At 36.8% G+C, this 18,719-nt stretch carries 21 protein-coding genes; 12 read left to right on the forward strand and 9 right to left on the reverse strand.

All coding sequences use genetic code 11. From position 1 onward, the window contains the following. Positions 1-144 precede the first annotated feature (144 nt). The 7 genes from ACSBFT_RS00980 (at position 145) to ACSBFT_RS01010 (ending at position 5,185) form a co-directional block, all read left to right on the forward strand. A complete protein-coding gene (locus ACSBFT_RS00980; protein ID WP_489602953.1) occupies positions 145-1,617 on the forward strand; it encodes a DNA recombination protein RmuC in 1,473 nt (490 codons plus the stop codon). Positions 1,618-1,894: 277 nt separating this feature from the next. Beyond that, complete coding sequence (locus tag ACSBFT_RS00985) at positions 1,895-2,185, forward strand: type II toxin-antitoxin system TacA family antitoxin (protein ID WP_463049064.1); 291 nt, start codon at positions 1,895-1,897, stop codon at positions 2,183-2,185. After that, the gene (locus ACSBFT_RS00990) at positions 2,182-2,700 is read left to right on the forward strand and encodes a GNAT family N-acetyltransferase (RefSeq protein ID WP_489602955.1); all 519 of its coding nucleotides are present in this window, start codon (positions 2,182-2,184) and stop codon (positions 2,698-2,700) included. Before ACSBFT_RS00985 ends, ACSBFT_RS00990 begins: the two co-directional genes overlap by 4 nt. Positions 2,701-2,734: 34 nt before the next feature. Next, positions 2,735-2,887 carry a hypothetical protein gene (locus tag ACSBFT_RS00995; protein ID WP_489602956.1) on the forward strand — a complete coding sequence of 51 codons (153 nt, stop codon included), beginning with the start codon at positions 2,735-2,737 and terminating at the stop codon, positions 2,885-2,887. 12 nt (positions 2,888-2,899) lie between these two features. Beyond that, on the forward strand, positions 2,900-3,397 hold the full coding sequence (locus ACSBFT_RS01000) for a hypothetical protein (RefSeq protein ID WP_489602958.1): 498 nt from the start codon (positions 2,900-2,902) through the stop codon (positions 3,395-3,397). A 639-nt stretch (positions 3,398-4,036) separates the two neighbouring features. Next, positions 4,037-4,276 carry a 50S ribosomal protein L28 gene (rpmB, locus tag ACSBFT_RS01005; protein ID WP_111372246.1) on the forward strand — a complete coding sequence of 80 codons (240 nt, stop codon included), beginning with the start codon at positions 4,037-4,039 and terminating at the stop codon, positions 4,274-4,276. Between the two features lie 84 nt (positions 4,277-4,360). Continuing rightward, a complete protein-coding gene (locus ACSBFT_RS01010; RefSeq protein ID WP_489602959.1) occupies positions 4,361-5,185 on the forward strand; it encodes a purine-nucleoside phosphorylase in 825 nt (274 codons plus the stop codon). A 38-nt stretch (positions 5,186-5,223) separates the two neighbouring features. Here the strand turns inward: ACSBFT_RS01010 and ACSBFT_RS01015 are convergent, their stop codons facing one another. Beyond that, the gene (locus tag ACSBFT_RS01015) at positions 5,224-6,033 is read right to left on the reverse strand and encodes an ion transporter (protein WP_463049068.1); all 810 of its coding nucleotides are present in this window, start codon (positions 6,031-6,033) and stop codon (positions 5,224-5,226) included. A gap of 643 nt (positions 6,034-6,676) precedes the next feature. On the opposite strand from ACSBFT_RS01015, the gene ACSBFT_RS01020 reads away from it, so the two are divergent. Next, positions 6,677-7,363 carry a DUF937 domain-containing protein gene (locus ACSBFT_RS01020; protein WP_489602961.1) on the forward strand — a complete coding sequence of 229 codons (687 nt, stop codon included), beginning with the start codon at positions 6,677-6,679 and terminating at the stop codon, positions 7,361-7,363. A 428-nt stretch (positions 7,364-7,791) separates the two neighbouring features. Here the strand turns inward: ACSBFT_RS01020 and serA are convergent, their stop codons facing one another. From serA to ACSBFT_RS01040, 4 genes are all read right to left on the reverse strand, one after another. Then, positions 7,792-9,693 (reverse strand): phosphoglycerate dehydrogenase, encoded by a 1,902-nt coding sequence (serA, locus tag ACSBFT_RS01025; RefSeq protein ID WP_489602962.1) that lies wholly within the window; start codon positions 9,691-9,693, stop codon positions 7,792-7,794. A 125-nt stretch (positions 9,694-9,818) separates the two neighbouring features. Then, the gene (gene yidD, locus ACSBFT_RS01030) at positions 9,819-10,031 is read right to left on the reverse strand and encodes a membrane protein insertion efficiency factor YidD (RefSeq protein ID WP_463049071.1); all 213 of its coding nucleotides are present in this window, start codon (positions 10,029-10,031) and stop codon (positions 9,819-9,821) included. A 67-nt stretch (positions 10,032-10,098) separates the two neighbouring features. Next, on the reverse strand, positions 10,099-10,437 hold the full coding sequence (locus tag ACSBFT_RS01035; RefSeq protein ID WP_463049072.1) for a DUF2853 family protein: 339 nt from the start codon (positions 10,435-10,437) through the stop codon (positions 10,099-10,101). Positions 10,438-10,533: 96 nt separating this feature from the next. Beyond that, positions 10,534-11,382, reverse strand: coding sequence for a hypothetical protein (locus tag ACSBFT_RS01040; protein WP_489602964.1), 849 nt, complete (start codon positions 11,380-11,382; stop codon positions 10,534-10,536). 194 nt (positions 11,383-11,576) lie between these two features. Here ACSBFT_RS01040 and ACSBFT_RS01045 point away from each other — a divergent pair, with 194 nt between their 5' ends. The 4 genes from ACSBFT_RS01045 (at position 11,577) to ACSBFT_RS01060 (ending at position 13,858) form a co-directional block, all read left to right on the forward strand. After that, complete coding sequence (locus ACSBFT_RS01045) at positions 11,577-11,747, forward strand: hypothetical protein (RefSeq protein ID WP_489602965.1); 171 nt, start codon at positions 11,577-11,579, stop codon at positions 11,745-11,747. Between the two features lie 381 nt (positions 11,748-12,128). After that, positions 12,129-12,632: a QcrA and Rieske domain-containing protein gene (locus ACSBFT_RS01050; RefSeq protein ID WP_489602966.1), complete on the forward strand. Its 504-nt coding sequence runs from the start codon at positions 12,129-12,131 to the stop codon at positions 12,630-12,632. 26 nt (positions 12,633-12,658) lie between these two features. Beyond that, positions 12,659-13,294, forward strand: a complete 636-nt coding sequence (locus tag ACSBFT_RS01055; RefSeq protein ID WP_489602967.1) for a hypothetical protein — start codon at positions 12,659-12,661, stop codon at positions 13,292-13,294. 12 nt (positions 13,295-13,306) lie between these two features. Further along, a complete protein-coding gene (locus tag ACSBFT_RS01060) occupies positions 13,307-13,858 on the forward strand; it encodes a YceI family protein (protein WP_489602968.1) in 552 nt (183 codons plus the stop codon). A gap of 210 nt (positions 13,859-14,068) precedes the next feature. Here the strand turns inward: ACSBFT_RS01060 and porN are convergent, their stop codons facing one another. From porN to porK, 4 genes are all read right to left on the reverse strand, one after another. Next, positions 14,069-14,995, reverse strand: a complete 927-nt coding sequence (gene porN / locus ACSBFT_RS01065; protein ID WP_463047243.1) for a type IX secretion system ring subunit PorN/GldN — start codon at positions 14,993-14,995, stop codon at positions 14,069-14,071. Positions 14,996-15,012: 17 nt separating this feature from the next. Next, positions 15,013-16,632 carry a type IX secretion system motor protein PorM/GldM gene (porM, locus tag ACSBFT_RS01070; RefSeq protein WP_463047244.1) on the reverse strand — a complete coding sequence of 540 codons (1,620 nt, stop codon included), beginning with the start codon at positions 16,630-16,632 and terminating at the stop codon, positions 15,013-15,015. A 48-nt stretch (positions 16,633-16,680) separates the two neighbouring features. Then, positions 16,681-17,484 (reverse strand): type IX secretion system motor protein PorL/GldL, encoded by an 804-nt coding sequence (gene porL / locus ACSBFT_RS01075; protein ID WP_463047245.1) that lies wholly within the window; start codon positions 17,482-17,484, stop codon positions 16,681-16,683. A gap of 80 nt (positions 17,485-17,564) precedes the next feature. Further along, positions 17,565-18,656: a T9SS ring complex lipoprotein PorK/GldK gene (gene porK, locus ACSBFT_RS01080; RefSeq protein WP_463047246.1), complete on the reverse strand. Its 1,092-nt coding sequence runs from the start codon at positions 18,654-18,656 to the stop codon at positions 17,565-17,567. Positions 18,657-18,719: the final 63 nt, after the last annotated feature.

The following is an 18,719-nucleotide window of genomic DNA, read 5'->3' on the forward strand; positions in this document are numbered from 1 at the left end:
GCGTTTCGTAAAGTGTATGTCGTATGGAAGAAAAGATGTGAGTGTTTAGTTGGAGATTCCTAATATGGCAACAACTTCATTAAATTTACTGGATAGATAAGGGGAAGTAGAAATTAAATTAACAAGGAAAAATAATTAAATTCAATGCAGGGCATCTATTTGATTGGTATCGGAACGTTTCTATCTGGACTTCTTATTGCGTATTTATATTTAAGCTCAAAAACGGTTAGTCAAACTGAATATGAAGGTTTAAAACAAAAGAATATTAGGGCAGACTATGATTTAGGAGTTTTAACCGCTACTGAGAAAGAGTTGCGAATAAACCTTGATAAACTAGAAGCTACACTGTCAAAAGAAAAGGAAGTAAACAGAAGTCAAGAAACATTAATAACGGAATTACAGGTTAATGGAAGAAATTATGAAGAAAAAGTTCATTTAGAAAAGTTGACAAATGAAAAGCAGCAGAAAAACATTGAAGAGAATAATAATCAAATACGGCTATTAACATCACAGCTCAGTGAATTCAGAACACTCAACGCAAATCTGCAAGAAAAAATAGCTAATCAGAATAATGAATTTGAAGAGTCTAGGAAGAAATCGCTTATAGAATTTGAAAACATAGCTAATAAATTATTCGAAGAAAAAACAACGAAGTTTTCTAAAGAGAGCAAAGAAAATATAGAGCTTCTTTTAAATCCACTAAAGGAGAATTTGAAAGAGTTTAAGAAGCAAGTGGAAGAAACCTATGATAAAGAATCCAAGCAGAGATTCTCACTTGAAGGGAAAATTAAAGAGTTAGTGGATTTGAATCAACAAATCAGTAAGGATGCCACAAACCTTACTAAGGCATTAAAAGGGCAAGCCAAAACGCAAGGGGACTGGGGTGAAATGATTCTGGAAAATATCTTAGAATACTCAGGGCTGGTTAAAAATAGAGAATACTTTATTCAAGAGACCTTTATAGACCATGATGGAAAAAGAAAGCAACCAGATGTAATTATAAAGTACCCTGATGATAGGTATATCATTGTGGATTCTAAAGTTTCATTAACGGCATATGAGCGATTTGCCAATTGTGAAGATATAGAAGTGCAAAAGCTCTATTTAGCGGAACATATTAAGTCCATTAAAAGCCATATAGATAACCTGAGTTCGAAGGAATACGACAAGTTTGACAAAACCTTAGATTTCGTTATGCTTTTCGTTCCTATAGAACCGGCTTTTATGACGGCCCTCCATTTCGACCAAGAGCTTTGGAGCTATGCTTATAAGAAAAGGGTTCTGCTGATAAGTCCAACAAATTTGATTGCAGCCTTAAAAATGGTGTCGGATATATGGAAACGTGAATTGCAGAATAATAATGCTTTAGAAATAGCTAAAAGAGGCGAGTTTCTGTATGAAAAGTTTGTTGGATTTGTTGGTGATATGGAAGAAATAGATAAACACCTGGGAAAGGTTAGTGATAAGTATAATGATGCCATGAATAAGTTGTCAAAAGGAAGCGGAAACCTTATTAGACAAGCTGAAATGCTAAAGAAATTGGGAATCAATTCGAAAAAAGGTCTTCCAGAAAAATACCTACTTGAAGACCTAGAGGATGAGAACCAGTTGGACTGAAAATAGAGCAAGCAATAAGGCTAAGGTTAAGTAGTTTTCCCATTTTAGTGTTTGATTAATTCACCGCAAGATGCCCATACAGCAACTGAGAGCCTGTTCAAAACGAATTCATTTTTATTTCATTTGTTTTTTTGCAGTTTCCTTTCGAATAGACTGGGTATATATATGATTTTATAAAATGAATCGCTTATGGTAGAAAATTCGATTGGCGGAATTTATCTGCACAATTGTTTTGTACGCTTTTTGTACGTACATTTAATTAAAGAATGACAAGGTTATGGTAACAAAAGAATCAAAACAAGGAAAAGCGAGGTTTGACACACGTTTATCCAAAGAGCAGAAAATGTTTTTTGAAAGAGCCGCACGCATTGGTGGTTACAGAAGTTTGACCGATTTTGTGGTGCTGACGGTTCAAGAAAAAGCGAAGGAAATAATAGCAGAAAATGACCAAATTATCGCCTCTGTAAAAGATAGCGAGCTTTTTTTTGATGCGATTACTAATCCACCAAAAGCTAATAAAAGCCTCATTGCAGCTGCGGATGAATACAAAGCTCTTTTGTCTGAATGAATGAACTAACCGAAGTCTTAAATTCAGGTCATAGGAAAAAGGAGTTTTCGTGCGGAAAAGTCATGCTTGATGATTATTTACATAAGCAAGCAAACCAAGATGTCAAAAGGAAATTGTCAGTTTGTTTCGTGTTAAATGACCAAGAGACAGGTTTGTTGAAAGGTTATTATACGCTCGCAAATAATAGCATAGCTCAAGATTTAATTCCTGCCGAATTTCAGAAAAAATTACCGAACTCTTATAAATCCATACCGACTACACTTCTTGGCAGATTGGCAATAGATAATAGATTTCAAAATAAAGGAGTTGGGAAGTTATTATTGGTAGACGCTTTAAGAAGGAGTTTCGATATATCTAAAAGCATTGGTTCATTTGCCGTCGTAGTTGACCCAATCGACGAGGATGCAGTAAGTTTCTATGACAAATATGGATTTATTAAACTTCCTGATAGCGGTAAGATGTTTTTGCCTATGGGTACTATAAGGACGTTGTTTGAATTAGTCCGCTTATTTTAAAGAACTTTCGATGATAGTAAAACAATAATGAAAAATGATTCCGATAAATACCATTAAAAACGGAGAGGTTGTTGATGTTAAGACGGGCGAATTGTATGATAATATATTAGAAATTTGTAAAGAGCACAAAGGCCAAAATAAAGCATTGGCTTTTGCTTTTATATTATACAATCATGAGAATCCATAGATTAACAAAATATTGAATGATAAAGATTATTGGCGAGCTCTTGACAGGCTCTCAGGGAGATTCTTGAGTATCTTTTATATTTCTCAACAGGATAGTTACTTTGGGCAAGATTTAAAAGCAAATGATGGTAAAGAACGAAGAGGACTTTATGAGTTAGACGCTCATGAACGATTAATTCCAATATTGAAACCATATTTTGAACTTGATGAGAGTCTCAAATTACCGGCAGTTCTCTTTTTTCAAGAAGAGGACGGACTAATAACTGACTATTTTCTTTTGGGGCTTGACGAGCATAGAATGGAAGATTCATTTTGGGAACTGCAGGACTACATTAAAGGTGCAGTGTATAAACTTGGAAAAGTTACGATAGATAACCTTAGGAATTCAAAAGAAATATTTAATCTGCTAAAATCTAGAGTTCAAGGGGAAAATCTTAATAGAAGGGTTTTTCTATTGGCTCAAAAGTTTCCAGTACGTTTACTTGTAAGTTGGATAATAGGAAAAGTGTAATAATAAGTGGTAAAGACATGCTCGAGAGATATTAATAATTTTCTTTGGCAAAGAACTATATTGTCCTTTCGATAATAACTTTATCATAGAACTACTCCCAAATTCATGAAAAAGTAAGCCCACCTTCATTCAACTAAGAACACTCTCTACTCTTGTCGATTATGAGGACTGGTGGAGTTTGGAGGTGGCTATACAGAACGAAAAACCTGTCATACAACAAGAAGACTCTAGAAGCAGTTTGAAGTAAATAAAAGATTCCATTTGCTTGGTAGCTGCAAAACATTGATGGCAAAGCCATCAAAAAAAAGTTTGATTAGCTCCTTAGGAGCGGTATATCGGTAGAAACGATATGAATAAAAATATTCTAACAGTTCCGTAGAAACGATAACTTGGTACAAAAAGGTGCAAGCCCTCGAAAATCCACATTTCGTTTGGCGTAATTTTACTTACAATCGTGATAAACGTTTCTTACAGACGATATAGGTTTGTAGCTTAGATTTAAGGCTTTAGGTCTGGATTGAAATTACTTTGAAAAAACAAAAGAGCCTCTTGCAATTGATTAAAATATTTAAGATATTTGCACCCCAATTGAGGAGTTGCCTCGTGAAGGCTATAGAATTATACTAAACGAAAGAGATTATGTCAAAGGTTTGTCAAATCACCGGTAAGAGAACAAGAGTAGGAAACAATGTTTCTCACGCAAATAATAGAACGAAGAGAAAATTTTACCCAAATCTTCAGAAGCAGAAATTCTTCTTGGAGTCTGAAGGTATCTGGGTGGAACTTAAAGTTTCTACTCAAGCTATGCGTACTATTAACAAGAAAGGCCTAGAAGCTACTTTAATACAAGCAGCTAAAAAAGGTACTCTTTCTTTGTAAAAGATATTTTATAAGAAATGAAGGGTCGACCGTAAGGTTTGACCCTTTTTTTGTTGTTTAAAAACTCATTTGAATTTTACGGATATGACTTTGCTGCAGAGAATTGAAAATACGTCCAACTTTTTAAGAAATAAAACAGGAGATTATAAACCTCAAATTGGAGTCATTTTAGGAACTGGTCTCGGTGGACTGTTAAAAGAGATTTCGATAGATTTTGAGATACCTTATGCAGAGATTCCCGACTTTGTAGAGGCCACGGTAGAGTTTCATTCTGGAAAACTGGTTTTTGGTACACTTTCAGGCAAAAAGGTGGTATGCATGTCGGGTAGGTTTCATTATTATGAAGGCTACAGCATGGAGCAGGTTACTTTTCCTGTCAGGGTGATGGATAGTTTGGGTGTTGACAGACTTATAATTTGTAATGCCGCCGGAGGCATGAATCCCGACTATGCGGTGTCTGATTTAATGATAATAGACGACCATATCTCATTGTTTTTACCAGAGAACCCTTTGGTAGGGGAGTGCATTAAAGGTGACAGGTTTCCTGATATGTCGGCACCTTATGATGCAGAAATGATTCATATAGCCCAAGAAGTAGTTGCTGAAAACTCTTTTGACAGGGTACAGCAAGGCGTTTACGTAAGCGTAAGTGGGCCAGCTTTAGAAAGTAAAGCAGAATATAGAATGCTAAGACTAGTAGGGGCAGACGCTGTAGGAATGAGCACCGTACCTGAGGCTTTGGTGGCCATCCAGGTAGGTTTAAAGGTTTTTGCTATTTCTGTGATTACAGACATGGGAATTCCTGAAACACTTGCTAAAGCAAATATTGAGGATATCTTAAAGGCAGCTTACGCCGCAGAACCTCAAATGACCACCATTATCAAGGGGATTTTAGAAAGATTGAAATGATGTTTCAGTAAATTCTGAAAATACAAATTGTTCAGTAATTATATTGGTTCACCACATTTGTAGCAAAAGTTAGCATTTCTAGCATGGTTTTCTGCTGTGCAGTTTGCACACGAAACAGTTTTGATATCTTCCTTTTTCAAGGTTTGACGCGTAATTTCTGAACTTACTATTCCTGTAGGTATGGCGATAATGCCATATCCTAAAATCATCATTAAACTAGCAATAAACTGCCCGAGAACGGTTTGCGGGGCTATGTCGCCGTAACCTACGGTGGTTAACGTCACTACCGCCCAGTATATGCTTTTAGGTATACTCGTAAAGCCTGCAGCCTCATCTTCAATCAAAAACATGACTGTGCCCAAAATGGTACATAAGATAATAATGGCAAAAAGAAAGACCGCAATTTTGGTTTTAGAGGCTATTAAAGCCACTTTTAGTTTGTTAGATTCTCCTATGTAGGTACCTAGTTTAAGGATTCTGAACATTCTCAAAAGTCTTAGTGAGCGAAATGCTAATAAAGCACCAGTGCCCACAAAAAATATAGAAAGGTACTTTGGGATAGTGGCGATTAGGTCAATTACACCATAAAAAGAGAAAATGTAACTCCAAGGCTTCTTAATACAGATAATTCGGCAGATGTACTCCATGGAAAACAAAATGGTGATGGTCCATTCTGCAATGTTAAAAATACGGTGATACTGCGTATCTAGGCTTTTGACACTACCCAGCATAACCAACACGACGGAAGCCAGTATAAGCCATAACAAAGCGACATCAAAGAGTTTTCCCTCCTTGGTGTCGGCTTCGTAAATGATTTCGTGCATTTTATCTCGCCAGTCTCTTTTCATAAATATAAATGTAGCGAAAGAAAGCGATTAAGCTGTAAAAGAGCTTCCTATGTCATTTAAACAATGTGAAGAGGCTCTATCCACATTCATTCTCGAAAGCTTCCTTTAAGAACGGATACACGGTAGTTCTGGTAATGTATAGACTTTTTACTTTTGAAATCAGCTCGACGAGTGCAATTAACTTAATGACTACCGACCGTATAATCAATGCATAACAGGCAAAGTTTTATGAGGCCATGTGAAGTCGTTTATTAATAGCAAGTCCTGTGGAAAATGGCTTCGTTTTGAAGTCTAGATAGGATTTAAAGAGCGGTGTTTTTTCTTATTATTTCAGCCATAAGGGGTAAGGTTATGAATAAATTACTGAAAATGGCAAATAGAGAAAATATTTTGTCAGCGGCCTATAAATCAGAGTCTAAGATGATTTTTCTGTTTAAGGAGTTAATAAATAGGTTATAGATATGCTCAAAACCTTATTTTGTATTGGGATTAACTAGCTGTCAAATATTCTTTTAGGAGTAATTTATTGGATGTTTTTTTGAGAACTAGCGTGACTTACATACTTTAGCTAGTCCAAAGTTTAGAAAGCAATGAATACCAGGTTATTGATTGCTGTTTAGACGGTTAAAACCCCTTTAATTTTATGCCAACAAACTTTATTAACCTTGCAGATGGTTATTTTTCAAAATCCATACTTGAACAAATTTCAGATTTTTTAGAGGTAAAACCCTCATTGGTGTCAAAAGCTTTAAGTGGATCACTTCCTACTATTTTAGGAGGCATTATGAATCAAGGTTCTACGCAAAGTGGACTCAATACCTTAATGGTATTTTTAATTGAAGACCAGTATATTGGTATTTTAGACAATCTCGGTACCGTATTATCCAATCCCGCTAAGTCTGCCGATTTGATTAGTGGAGGTTCAGGTATTTTAAATACACTTTTTGGAAAAAATAAGGAAAAAGTCACTGACGCCATTGGGTCTTTTAGTGGTCTTGATAGCTCCTCTGCATCTTCACTTTTGAGTATAATCACTCCTGTACTAGTGAGGATAATAGGAAAGGAAGTAAAGTCTAATGGACTCGGGATGGCTGGATTAGCTAGTTTATTAATGAGCCAAAAAGATAGTGTTAAGGCTGCGATGCCAACTGAGCTTTCACGTTTATCCGCTATGTTGAATTTTGATATGTTAGGGGATTTTAAAGGTGGTGAGATAAAATCTTCTTTGGACGAAGTTCAGAAGGCAGGTATGATGGCCAATTGGATGAAATGGGGGCTTCCCATTTTAGCTGTGTTTGTGATTTTTTTGGTTTTTAAAAACTGTAAGTAGGGTCAGCGAAAAATTTGAGCTAAAATGCACGGTTTTGGCAGCATTACCTCGAACGTTATTTTTGTTTAGGTAAAAAGCAATCGCAGTGGCGAAACGTCATAAATCATCAACAAAAATTAATTTGTACAGTCAATATTACTTGATTCCGTAATATTAAGAAGAATGAATTTTGACTGAGCTTTAAACTGCATTTTGGAAATAAGGAGGACTTTTAAATTATGTTATTTTTCAGGAGACCCTGAGTATAAGTAGTCGAAGCCTATGCTTGTAGACTAATCCTTCAATGTGCTTCAAAACAGTTAGCACACATTTTGTCCCCGTTTCATTTATCAAAAACTGAAAAATAAGAAAGCTTGGTAAAACGAAATTGAAAAACCTTTCAATCCTCTTCGTTTTACCAAGCTTAAATTTATTTAGGTATTAGCTTTTTAAAATAGCTTTCTAAACTTAATTGTATCAGATATTTCTTTTAATCCTTCTAAGAATTCTGGAGAGTAAGATCTGTTCACATCCATGATTACATAACCAATGGTCTCATTGGTTTTAAGATACTGACCAGATACGTTGATATCGTGTTTGGCACAAAGGCTGTTAATCTTAGCCATGATACCTGGTACGTTATTATGTATATGAAGTAATCTGTGGCTTTCTCCAAGTACTGGAAGTTGTACTTCAGGGAAGTTTACACTACCCGTAGTACTACCGTTATTGATATATTCCAATAACCTTTCTGGTACATAGTGACCAATCATTTCCTGAGCCTCTTCGGTACTTCCTCCAATATGCGGAGAAAGAATAACGTTTTCCATGCCAGAAAGCTCGCTTTCAAATGGCTCAGCGTTGGTTTTAGGTTCTAAAGGAAATACGTCTACTCCAGCTCCGGAAACTTTTCCAGATTTTAAGGCATCAACCAATGATGGTATGTCTACCACAAAACCTCTTGCAAGGTTAAGGAATATCACGCCATCTTTCATTTGAGCAAATTCCTTTGCGGTAATTAAGTTGGTGTTTTCTTCTCTACCGTCAATATGTAAACTAACCACATCAGCTACTTCAAAAACCTCTTTCATAGAGCGGTATTTGATAGCATTACCAATCGGCATTTTATCTGTGGCATCATAAAAGTAGACTTCCATTCCCATGGCTTCTGCCACTACAGAAAGCTGCATGCCTATGTGTCCATAGCCGATAAGGCCAAGTTTTTTCCCCCTTATTTCGAAGGAATTAGTCGCAGACTTATTCCATTTTCCATGGTGCATTCTTTCGCTGTTAGACGGGATTTTTCTAATCAACATTATCATTTCGCCTATGGCCAGCTCCACCACAGACCTGGTGTTACTATATGGGGCGTTAAATACCGCCACGCCCATTTCTGTACACTTGGCCAAATCTATTTGGTTGGTTCCAATACAAAACGCACCTACTGCAATTAGCTTTTCGGCGTGTTCTAGCACTCGGGCAGTCAATAATGTCTTAGAACGTAGTCCAACGATAGAAGCGTCTTTTATTTTCTCAATAAGCTCTTCTTCATCCAAAGCACCGACATGAAACTCTACATCGAAGCCCTCGTTCTTAAAGGCCGCTACTGCAGCTTGATGAACGTTTTCTAATAAAAGAATCTTAATTCTAGATTTTGGATAGGACTGGCTTCTTGGAAGGTGATTTATCCATAAAACCTCATCGAGGCTTTTTACCACATGGTCAGCTTTCTCCATGACGTTGGCACGTTCCACATTTTCAATAAAGGCGTAGAAGCTTTCTGCCAAACCATTGGCTCTGATTTCATAATCTGTAAAACCATCTCCAATAACATGAACCTCACCGTCTAAATTTAAAGACTTAATAAGCTTCACTTTACCGCCATTTCCAGCCAGAACATTCTCAGTATCTGCACCAGTGATATTTCCTTCAGCGTCAAAAGTGAAGGTGTTGGCATATATGTTTTCCTCTTTTACGCCAAGTGAAGTCGCCACTGGAACTATGAAATCCTTAAATCCACTGGATAAGATGATAACTTGGTCAGAGCAAAGTTCAAAAAACACTTCATTTCTGGCAAAGGAGTCGGAAATGTTATCTTTCAGGAATTCTACTAATTCTGCAATATGTTCTTTGTTAGCATTTAATAAGGCTAGTCTTTTCGATAAAGCTTCTTCGAAGGAAATTTCTCCACTCATCCCCAAATCTGTAAGCCTTTTAATTTCAGCTACAGTGGTTTCTTGATTTGGAGAACCTTTTAAAGCAATATTAGCAAGTTCGTCTAAGCCTTCTACTTTCGTAAAAGTGCTATCAAAGTCAATAATAAAGTATTTCTTAGGTGTTATAATAGCCACAGCGACGCGGTTTTAATGATAGTAAAGAATCAAAGTTAAATACATTTCTAATGTACTCTGTTGACTACGGTTTCAAAATTGAAATTTATTGGATAATTAAAAGATTGACCCCTTAAAGTACAATTTTAGTCAGGAACAGGGTCAGACCCACTTCCACCCCAGGGATGGCATTTTCTCAGTCTATTTACGGTAAGGTAAAAGCCTTTGAGAAATCCATGTTTTGTGAAAGCTTGAACAGAATATTCTGAGCAGGTAGGTTCAAATCTACATGCTGGTGGAAACCACGGCGAAAGAGCTGCCTGATAAAGTCTTACAATGAAAATGGCGATATATCGCATAAGAATTAAAACACAAAAGCCTTGATTTAAATATTAAACCAAGGCTTGAATAAGAAAGTGCCAAGTATCAGTTATAAATACTTTCTTTACCAAATTTTACAGTAAGGAGGGCATACACAACTGCACGGTATTTGTTGCGGTTAGAGCTGCCCATTTTCTCCATAACTTCGGCTATAGCGGCATCTAAAGCAGGGCTGTCTGCCAAGCCGAGTTTTTTGATTAGGAAATTTGTTTTTACACGCTCCAATTCGGATTTATCTGTACCAGAAACTTTTGAAGAGTCGGCATTATAAATAGACGGACCAAGTCCTTTTGCTACGCTTGTTAATAGCGATTCAGTTAAACCAAGACCTAGTTCTGAATTTTGAGCCTTATACAACTCTACACATTCTGCAAATTTACTCATGTTGATAATGTTTTAGTTTCGGGGAATTTATTTTATACAATGTTAACATTTTTATTTAATCTATCCCTATTTTAAGAAGCATTTTTAGCCTGTAATCTATTCCATGACTGCTATATACCTTATACCATGAAGAAAATTCCAACGCATGGTAACGCCTAACATTAGGGTTCCTGGATTTAGTGAAAGCTGAGCGTTAAGTGGTTCGCTCGTGGTAGTGTCTAAGAGAATATCTGTGCTGAAAAGGTTCTTGGCGTTAAGTACATATTTGGCGTAAATGCCTATCTCAATGGGGTCAGCTAACCTGCTAATCAACTCAATTCCCAACTCCCCGGATACGGGGGCAGCCTTTTGTTTGAATTCGCTAGAGACAAAGAGCGTGTCTGAAAACGTTCTGCCAATCGGCACCCTTAATCTGTAAATGCCCAAAGTCTTAGTTTGCCTGTCTGGACTGTATTGTAGCCCTCCAGTTAAGTTAAGTCTCGTGTTTTTGGTAACCTTGTCTAAAACAACTATTCTTTTCTTATACCTTAAGGCTAAGGTTCCGTTTATTTCATTGGTTTTAAATTGTATGGGAATTCCTACACCACTATTGTCTGATAAATGCCAGAATAGCGTGAAAGGATTATGAAGGTATCCAAGCTCCGCCTGCCATCTGTCATCATTATTAATCCCAAAAAAAGCTTCCCAATAGGTGGTATTGATGTTTGGTACCCCAATACTACCATTGAGATTGTCTGATAGCCTTTGATTTTGAATTTTTAAGCCACCATTTGCTCCAAAATACCAATATATTTTCTCTGTTTTTAGATTCGGAAGGGCTATATCGTTGTTGGTTAGTTTACGCTCCCTAGGTCTTTCATAATATGGGGAATCCTGTGCAAAAGAATGGTTTTGCAAAAGGCTGAACCCCAGTATAAAAACAATAATAGAGGAGCGTTTCTTCATCACTACCAAGTACGAGAGATTAGGCTATTTAGCTGTTTCTTTATTTCGATTTTTAAAAGTTAAATCCATGCAATTTCAGAAATGAATGCCATATTCTATCCTTTTTTAACCCGATTAATAATTAAAATCACTTTTTCCGTTCTTTCGAAATACTAATTTTCGTAGCTTCGTTTCAAATTTAAAACTAGTATATAATGTCTGAAAGTATATCTTCAAAAATTCCGAGTTGGTTAATGATTGTTATTTACCTAGCCATACTTACAATTTTAGCTGTATTTGGTGATTTGTTCATCTTTATCGTTGGAGGTATTTTGGAAACTTTGGTTTTCGCTCTGGGGTATGATGCTGCTCATAGCGAGCATTAGGAATCAGAGGTTTTAGTAAATAAAATTTCAATACAGTAAGCTTTCTTTTCATCTGAACATATTGTTCCTAAATGAAGCGAGAGAACTCCAATTTGTTTTTCTTCATTTTGACCGCAAAACGGATGATCAGGGTACGCAAAAAAGGTGTACCAAGATCATTCCTTTTTTTGATGCCAATGGGTTTAAGCTATTTCCTCCAAAAAGAGAAGTTATTTAGAGACGTTTCTTAAAGTGCCAATAAGGAAAGTGGGTTAAGGGAATGTGAAACTATTAACTACTGGACTTTTTATTTCTACTAAAATTCAACTTAATAACTAAGTTAGCACAACCTTTATTCTCCCTTTCTCGTATTGGCTGCATATTATTTTAAATTTTAAAAATATGCAAAACAAAGAAGTAAGCAGAGGTCAGTTTTTGAAAACTTTAGGGATGAGTTCAAAGGCCTTAATGGCGTTTTACTGCTTGGGTACATTAGCGTCATGTAGCTCAGAAGATGACCCGAGCCCAGTAGATAGCACAAATCCAGGTGATGGTAATGCTGTCTCAGGTATTGTGGGTACTAGTACCGGTTCTTCAATAGACTTTACAATTGATCTTACAAATGCAAATTTCTCAAAACTGCTTACCGATGGGGGATTTGAATATGCTGGTGACATTATAATTGTGAATACAGGCTCTAAGAACTTTATAGCTTTATCAAAAAAATGTACCCATGAAGGAAGGAAGATAGAATATCGTTCTAATTCAAATGACTTCAGGTGCCCTAATCATGGCTCTTTGTTTTCTTCTTCTGGTGCCGTAACAAAGGACCCTGCATCTGCTCCTCTAACAATTTTTAAAACAGTATTGGCCGCAGATAAAAACGCTTTGAAAGTATCTGCTTAATTTATGAAAGTTTAAACAAAGTATAAATGAAAAGAATTGCTTTATTTCTGTTTCTCATTTTTGGAATTCAAGTTGTGGTTCTAGCTCAAGAGATATCTATGGATGAGTTATTAGGTGATTTGGAAGCCGAAGAAACGGAACCTGTTTACTTACCAGAGAAAATGCTTTTTACCCAACGTATGCTCTGGGGACAAAATGGCTTATATAGGAAGGTGGGTTTTGCACCTAAGGAATTATCAGCAGCAAGTAGAGAAAGAGAGTTAAAGGCAAGAAGAAATATGTTCAACATACATCAAGCCACCGGTCTTTTAGCAGCAGGAGGAATGATAACACAAGCGATTTTAGGACCGAAGCTTTATAATGGTAATTTTAACGTTCGTGATGCTCATCAAAAGGTTGCTTTAGGTACCAATATAGCTTATGGTACAAGTGCTTTAATGGCTTTATTTTCTCCACCGCCAATGGTCAACAGAAAGAAGTTTGACAATATTAAACTTCATAAAATGATGGCCATTACACACATGACAGGCATGATAGCGACCAATATTTTGGCGAATCAGGTGAGTAGGGGTAATGTGGATAAAAAGTGGCACAGAGCGGCTGCCATAGGTACTTTTGCAGTTTACACGGCTTCTATAGTCACCATCAAACTTGAGTTTTAAAATGATAGAAATATGAAAAAGAATTTTTTAGTACTCATTGGTTTTTGTATGCTTGGTAGTTTTATGGCTGAGCCATTGACTAAAAGGAAGGTTGTGGCAGATGGGAATTCTTCATCTTTGATGTATAGCTTGCATCATACTTTGCATAGTTTTGAAGCTTCTGCCAAAGACTTTAATTGTATTGCTGTGTTTAATGATGAGAGCCAACAATTGGAGATTATAGCTGTTAAAGCGGCGATAAATAGTTTTGATAGCGGAAATTCTAATAGAGATTCTCATGTGATAGAAGCTACAGAAGCCTTGAAATATCCTAGTGTCACTTTTTCTGCTGAGGAGCTGGTTTATAATGGTCAAAAAGTCACGGCCAATGGGAAGTTAGTTTTTCATGGGGTAACCAAGCCATTTAGCATTTCGGGTGAGCAGAAGATTGAAAACGGTAAATTATCTATTTATGGGAGGTTTGAAGTGGATATGACGGCGTTTGGAATAAAGCCACCAAGTCTTGTGGGTATGGCTACGGATGAGATACTTAAGATGTCTTATATGTTTAATTTTGATATCTAATATTGATTTAACTCGGATTATGCGTTGGGGAATCGTTATGAGTTTTAAATCACAATAAATCAGACAATTAAAGGAAATTAGTATAGCGTTTACCCCGAGCTAATGTCGAAGGGCTAAAAGTTTTTACCCCTTCTTTTGGGATATCCATTAAACAAAAAAAAATCCTCACTCGTTAGAGCAAGGATTTTGATTTCTTGATGGTTGCTATATTTAGAACTCCCAAAGGTTATGCTCAAATTCAATAAGCTCATATTCCAGTGCTTGAGATTTGTTAAGAGCCTCTTTAGGTGATTTGTATTGTTCGTCTAAATATTTATTCATTGAATTAGACTTTTTAACGATACGACCATGGAATAATCTTAATTCAAAAGCATCTGCAAGGTTGATATGTTTAGCTGTATTGGCCTCATTATACCATACTGCATTTGGATTATTCTTAAAGAAATGCTCTAAATCTTTATATTTAAAAGAGGCTAAAGTTTTCTCCAGACCATCCGTGGATGCTTCTGCAGGAATCTTGATACTGATAGTTTGGATATCAAAATACTGACGAGAACGTTGTCTGTCAAAAATCCAATCTTCTCTTAACTCTAAAAGGTAGAATTCATTAGGGAACATTTCGTAACCATCCGAAGGTGCTTGAGAAGCATTTGCTGTGGTTATTTTTCCATTTTGCGTGTTATCTTCAGTGGTTGTTTCTTCACCCCATCCAGCGTCTCCGCCAGTAGATGTAGACTCTCCCCATCCATCGTCTGCTGCAGCATCTTCTGTTCCAAATCCAGCGTCTAGTTCCTCTTGTGAAAGGCCGCCACCTTCAAAACGCTTAAACATGCGTTGGTTAAACTCGTCTAAAGTTAATCTTTCTTCTAAATTATCTTCCGCGTATGCATCCAAAATACCTGATTTGACACCTTCAATAAGATATTTAGTGATCTCATTATTATTGGCAAAAAGAGGCTGATTCTGTTTTTCTCTCAAATCCACTCGTCTCCATAAACCCACTTTGTAGGCCACGTTTGATTCATGAATTGGGCGTAATGACAATGGATTGAGCCCATTGTCCGATTTTTCCTGACCAAAGGCTACCTGACTGATAATTAAACCAGTCAAAATAGCTAGCGATTTGAATTTTTTCATTGACATTTAATTTAAAATTATTTCAAAGGAATCTGAACGGTCATCTCTCCAACATTGACTTCTTCGGTTTCTCCTTTAAAGTTTCTTCGCATTACTTTATTAATAGTAATAACATAACGATCTCCAGGCTCAGCATTGCGTGCAAGGTCATTTAAACTTTGATTTCCGCTGATTCCTTTCAAGTTTCCTTTAGGTCTAACCCCAGAGGCTAAGAAAACGTCATAGTCTGTAACTTTGAAACTAGCATCTTCGGGATTGTTATTTTTAAAATCCTCATCTGATATAGCTACAACGTTTATCGTTCTTACAGATGAAGCAGAAAGGCCTCTCTGGCTAACATTATCTGTTACTGGTGCATTATTAGCCAATACTTGAATAGTTGGCTTAGGTACACGTCTCACTTTAAAAGGGAAAGATTGTAAGTTTATCCCATCATTGTTTACGTTTAGTACCACCTTATTAGCATTAGGCACTACTGTTACGTTACCTCCTCCACCAGCAATAAAGTCTGCACCTTGACCACTAAAAGTAGGCTTAAATAGAACGCCTAGTCCTGGAGAGCTGGTTTGAAGTTTATTGGCACATCTGAAATAAAGTGCTGGCAATGAAGCCGACTCTAGTTGTACAGATGGTTTAAGTACCGTATAAGTTTCTTCTTGCTCTACTAACTCTGTTGAACCGTCTGGTTTCGGATAGGAGATAGTCGCTTTATAAGTTCTTTTTAATTGTCCGTTTGAATCATATTCTCCACCTTGAGCTCTAGTCTCATAAGTTCCTTTACCATCTACTACAGCTAAAGGAGAGCCATTGATACTGATTTTAGGTGTAATAGCACTAGAGTATGCTCCAATGGCCACATCAGCCTTATATGTTTGTCCTGCCACTACCGTTCTAGAATCTGGAATTACTACGGCAAAAATCTTATCAAATTTTATTTCTTTAGCTCCAACTTGTTGAGCAAGGTGACTTAACACTTCTGCCTCTTGTCTTCTTAGTTCAGATTGTTTCTGGCTTAAAGAAGCTAATGCAGCAGGCACAGGAGTAGCTAAAAACATGACCTGAGCAAAATCTTTGTTTAGTTCACCTGGGTCTTTAGTTCCGCTAAATGCAGGGTCGTCTTTTGCATCCGGTGCTAAATCTGAAAGAGTAACCGCACCTTTGGTATACTTAGCTATTCCAGTGGAATACGCTCTTAGTAACTTTTGCAGTTTATAACCTTCACCATCTTTCTTGTTTCCACTACCTACAAAAATGTTAGATATTTTCTCTTCCTCGGCAAGATTTATAATTTGGTTGGTTTCTGGGTCAATACCCTTTCCAGCTTCCTGTATAATTCTTGTTCTTAAAGTTTCTATATAGCTATTTATCCTAGAAGTAGAACTTCTTACACTATCGGCAGCGTGTAAAAGAAGTACATACTCTGGTTTGTTTCCAGCTTTATCCACTGCAACTTTCATAGATTCTATGATTCTTGCATTGGAGGTATTTGCTTGAGTATTTGCTGCTATAAGACTATTATCAATTGTAAGGAATTTCTGAAGAATCGAATTGCTGACCTGTAAAGCTAACATTGCTGTCAACACCAGGTACATCATATTTATCATCTTCTGCCTAGGTGATTCTTTTCCACCAGCCATAATATCTTTGTTTTAAACGGTTTAGTATTTCTTTTAGAAGTCTCTTTTCTAACCTTTCATTGCTGAAAGCATACTTCCGTATACAGAGTTCAGCGAAGTAAGGTTATTTGTAAGCTTGTTAAGCTCTTGTTTGAAGTTCTGAGTATCCTTAGAAGCTTCAGACATATCAGACATCGCAGAAGAGAGATTGCTGTAAAAAGAATTCATTGCTTTAAGATGCTTATTGGTATCCTGAAGCTCTAATTCGTAAACCGCGTTTAAAGCACCCATGTTTTGAGTGATTTTTTGAAATTGATCTCTATATTCTTGAGCATCTTTAGTGGCATCCGCCATGCTGTTCATAGCTGTTACAGCCACGCCATAGGCATTATTCATTTCACCAACTTTTTTCGATGCTAGAGTTACATTTGCTGCATATTCTCCAGTAGCTACTGTGGCGTCAGATATTTCACCAAGGTTGCTAACGGTGCTCGTTAGTTTATTAAAACCAACTTTAAGATTATCAAAAATCTCGTTATCCATGCCAGAGTTAGCGAGCATGTCGTCCATTTTGGAAGTAAGACCTGCATTGGCTACAGAGCTAGTAGCTCTTGGAGCTCCCGTGTAAGTCTCATCTAATTCTGGATAAACCTTTTCCCATTTATAATCTTCATCTGGTCTTAAGACAGACTGGAAAGCATAAATCAAGAAGATGAGTGCCTCAGTACCAAGACCAATTGGTAAAGCTACACCAGCCCAATCGTAATGTTGAATTTTACCTAACGCACCGACAATTACTACTGCCGCTCCAAGTCCGTAAAAGAAAGGAATTATTTTATCCCAAAAAATGCTAGGTTCTCTATTTGCTGCCATTAGAAAGTTAATTAAATAATATGAATTTGGTTTATTTTATGAATTAGAAAAAGCGGGTTTTAAGCCGCTTAAAATTATTGTTATTCTCTTCCTGGTATAGAACCAAGTCTATCCACTACGTTTCTGAAACCGATATAAGAACGTCTTGTGCTTCTATATTCAAAAGTAGTTGTACCTGTCTCTAAAAAGTAAGCTACATCTTTCCAAGAACCTCCTTTAATCACTTTTCTTGGCTCGTCTGGGTCATCATATACTGGATTTAAATCCCAAGTGATAGGCATGTATGACTCAGAATAGGCATCTTGTGTCCACTCAGACACGTTTCCTGCCATATTGAATAAACCAAAATCATTTGGATTAAAAGAGTTTGCAGGTGCGGTGTACGGGTATCCGTCTGCTCTATAATTTCCTCTGTATGGTTTAAAGTTGGCTAAGAAACATCCTTTGCCATTGGCTACATAAGGATTACCCCAAGGGTATTTAGCTCCTTCTTTACCACCTCTAGCAGCCCATTCCCATTCAGCCTCAGAAGGTAGTCTAAATCTTGGCGATTTAAATTGTCCGTTTTCTTCTCTATATGCGTTGTACTGTTTTGTTCTCCACTCTGAGAAATATTGAGCGGCATCCCAGCTCACACCTACTACTGGATAAGTATCAAAAGCCGGACTAGAGAAATAATACTCCGTCATTTGGTCTCCGTTATGATAGGAGAAATCTCTACTCCATACCGTACTGTCAGGAGATAATTTTGAAGTAATATATTCTTCTCCAAGTACAGATACCGAATCTGCAAACATATAGTTTACAAATGTCCTGTACTCGTAATTGGTTATTTCCGTGTCGTCCATATAGAAAGGATTAATAGTAACCCTTTTATTCATAGAGACTCTAGAAGATAGAATGTCTTGATCTGCCTGGCCCATGATATAAGAACCAGAAGGTATCAATACCATTCCAGAAGGTGCAGTTTGCTTATATCCTTTTCTGGCTGTGGCCACAATTTCCCCATTGGCCAAGCCACTCAGTCCATCGCCAGCGATATCACCTCCTTTTTTGCCTATACCCACTTTTTCCATGGTTTTGTTAAGGAAGCTACAACTCTGCATGGTAAATAGCACGGGTACTGCTATTAGCAAAGTCTTCGATAATGTTTTAAATAGACGCCTGTTCATATAAACAAGAAATTAATTATTAGTATATAAAGCCTGTTAAGTCCTAAAGAACAGACTAAAAAC

Source organism: Arcticibacterium sp. SM2516, from assembly GCF_057914865.1.

Bases quoted from the DNA above. Each gene is read 5' to 3' on its own strand.
- ACSBFT_RS00980 (WP_489602953.1), top strand. From the start codon at position 145: ATGCAGGGCATCTATTTGATTGGTATCGGAACGTTTCTATCTGGACTT.
- ACSBFT_RS00985 (WP_463049064.1), top strand. From the start codon at position 1,895: ATGGTAACAAAAGAATCAAAACAAGGAAAAGCGAGGTTTGACACACGT.
- ACSBFT_RS00990 (WP_489602955.1), top strand. From the start codon at position 2,182: ATGAATGAACTAACCGAAGTCTTAAATTCAGGTCATAGGAAAAAGGAG.
- ACSBFT_RS00995 (WP_489602956.1), top strand. From the start codon at position 2,735: ATGATTCCGATAAATACCATTAAAAACGGAGAGGTTGTTGATGTTAAG.
- rpmB (WP_111372246.1), top strand. From the start codon at position 4,037: ATGTCAAAGGTTTGTCAAATCACCGGTAAGAGAACAAGAGTAGGAAAC.
- ACSBFT_RS01010 (WP_489602959.1), top strand. From the start codon at position 4,361: ATGACTTTGCTGCAGAGAATTGAAAATACGTCCAACTTTTTAAGAAAT.
- ACSBFT_RS01015 (WP_463049068.1), bottom strand. From the start codon at position 6,033: ATGAAAAGAGACTGGCGAGATAAAATGCACGAAATCATTTACGAAGCC.
- ACSBFT_RS01020 (WP_489602961.1), top strand. From the start codon at position 6,677: ATGCCAACAAACTTTATTAACCTTGCAGATGGTTATTTTTCAAAATCC.
- yidD (WP_463049071.1), bottom strand. From the start codon at position 10,031: ATGCGATATATCGCCATTTTCATTGTAAGACTTTATCAGGCAGCTCTT.
- ACSBFT_RS01035 (WP_463049072.1), bottom strand. From the start codon at position 10,437: ATGAGTAAATTTGCAGAATGTGTAGAGTTGTATAAGGCTCAAAATTCA.
- ACSBFT_RS01040 (WP_489602964.1), bottom strand. From the start codon at position 11,382: ATGAAGAAACGCTCCTCTATTATTGTTTTTATACTGGGGTTCAGCCTT.
- ACSBFT_RS01045 (WP_489602965.1), top strand. From the start codon at position 11,577: ATGTCTGAAAGTATATCTTCAAAAATTCCGAGTTGGTTAATGATTGTT.
- ACSBFT_RS01050 (WP_489602966.1), top strand. From the start codon at position 12,129: ATGCAAAACAAAGAAGTAAGCAGAGGTCAGTTTTTGAAAACTTTAGGG.
- ACSBFT_RS01055 (WP_489602967.1), top strand. From the start codon at position 12,659: ATGAAAAGAATTGCTTTATTTCTGTTTCTCATTTTTGGAATTCAAGTT.
- ACSBFT_RS01060 (WP_489602968.1), top strand. From the start codon at position 13,307: ATGAAAAAGAATTTTTTAGTACTCATTGGTTTTTGTATGCTTGGTAGT.
- porN (WP_463047243.1), bottom strand. From the start codon at position 14,995: ATGAAAAAATTCAAATCGCTAGCTATTTTGACTGGTTTAATTATCAGT.
- porM (WP_463047244.1), bottom strand. From the start codon at position 16,632: ATGGCTGGTGGAAAAGAATCACCTAGGCAGAAGATGATAAATATGATG.
- porL (WP_463047245.1), bottom strand. From the start codon at position 17,484: ATGGCAGCAAATAGAGAACCTAGCATTTTTTGGGATAAAATAATTCCT.
- porK (WP_463047246.1), bottom strand. From the start codon at position 18,656: ATGAACAGGCGTCTATTTAAAACATTATCGAAGACTTTGCTAATAGCA.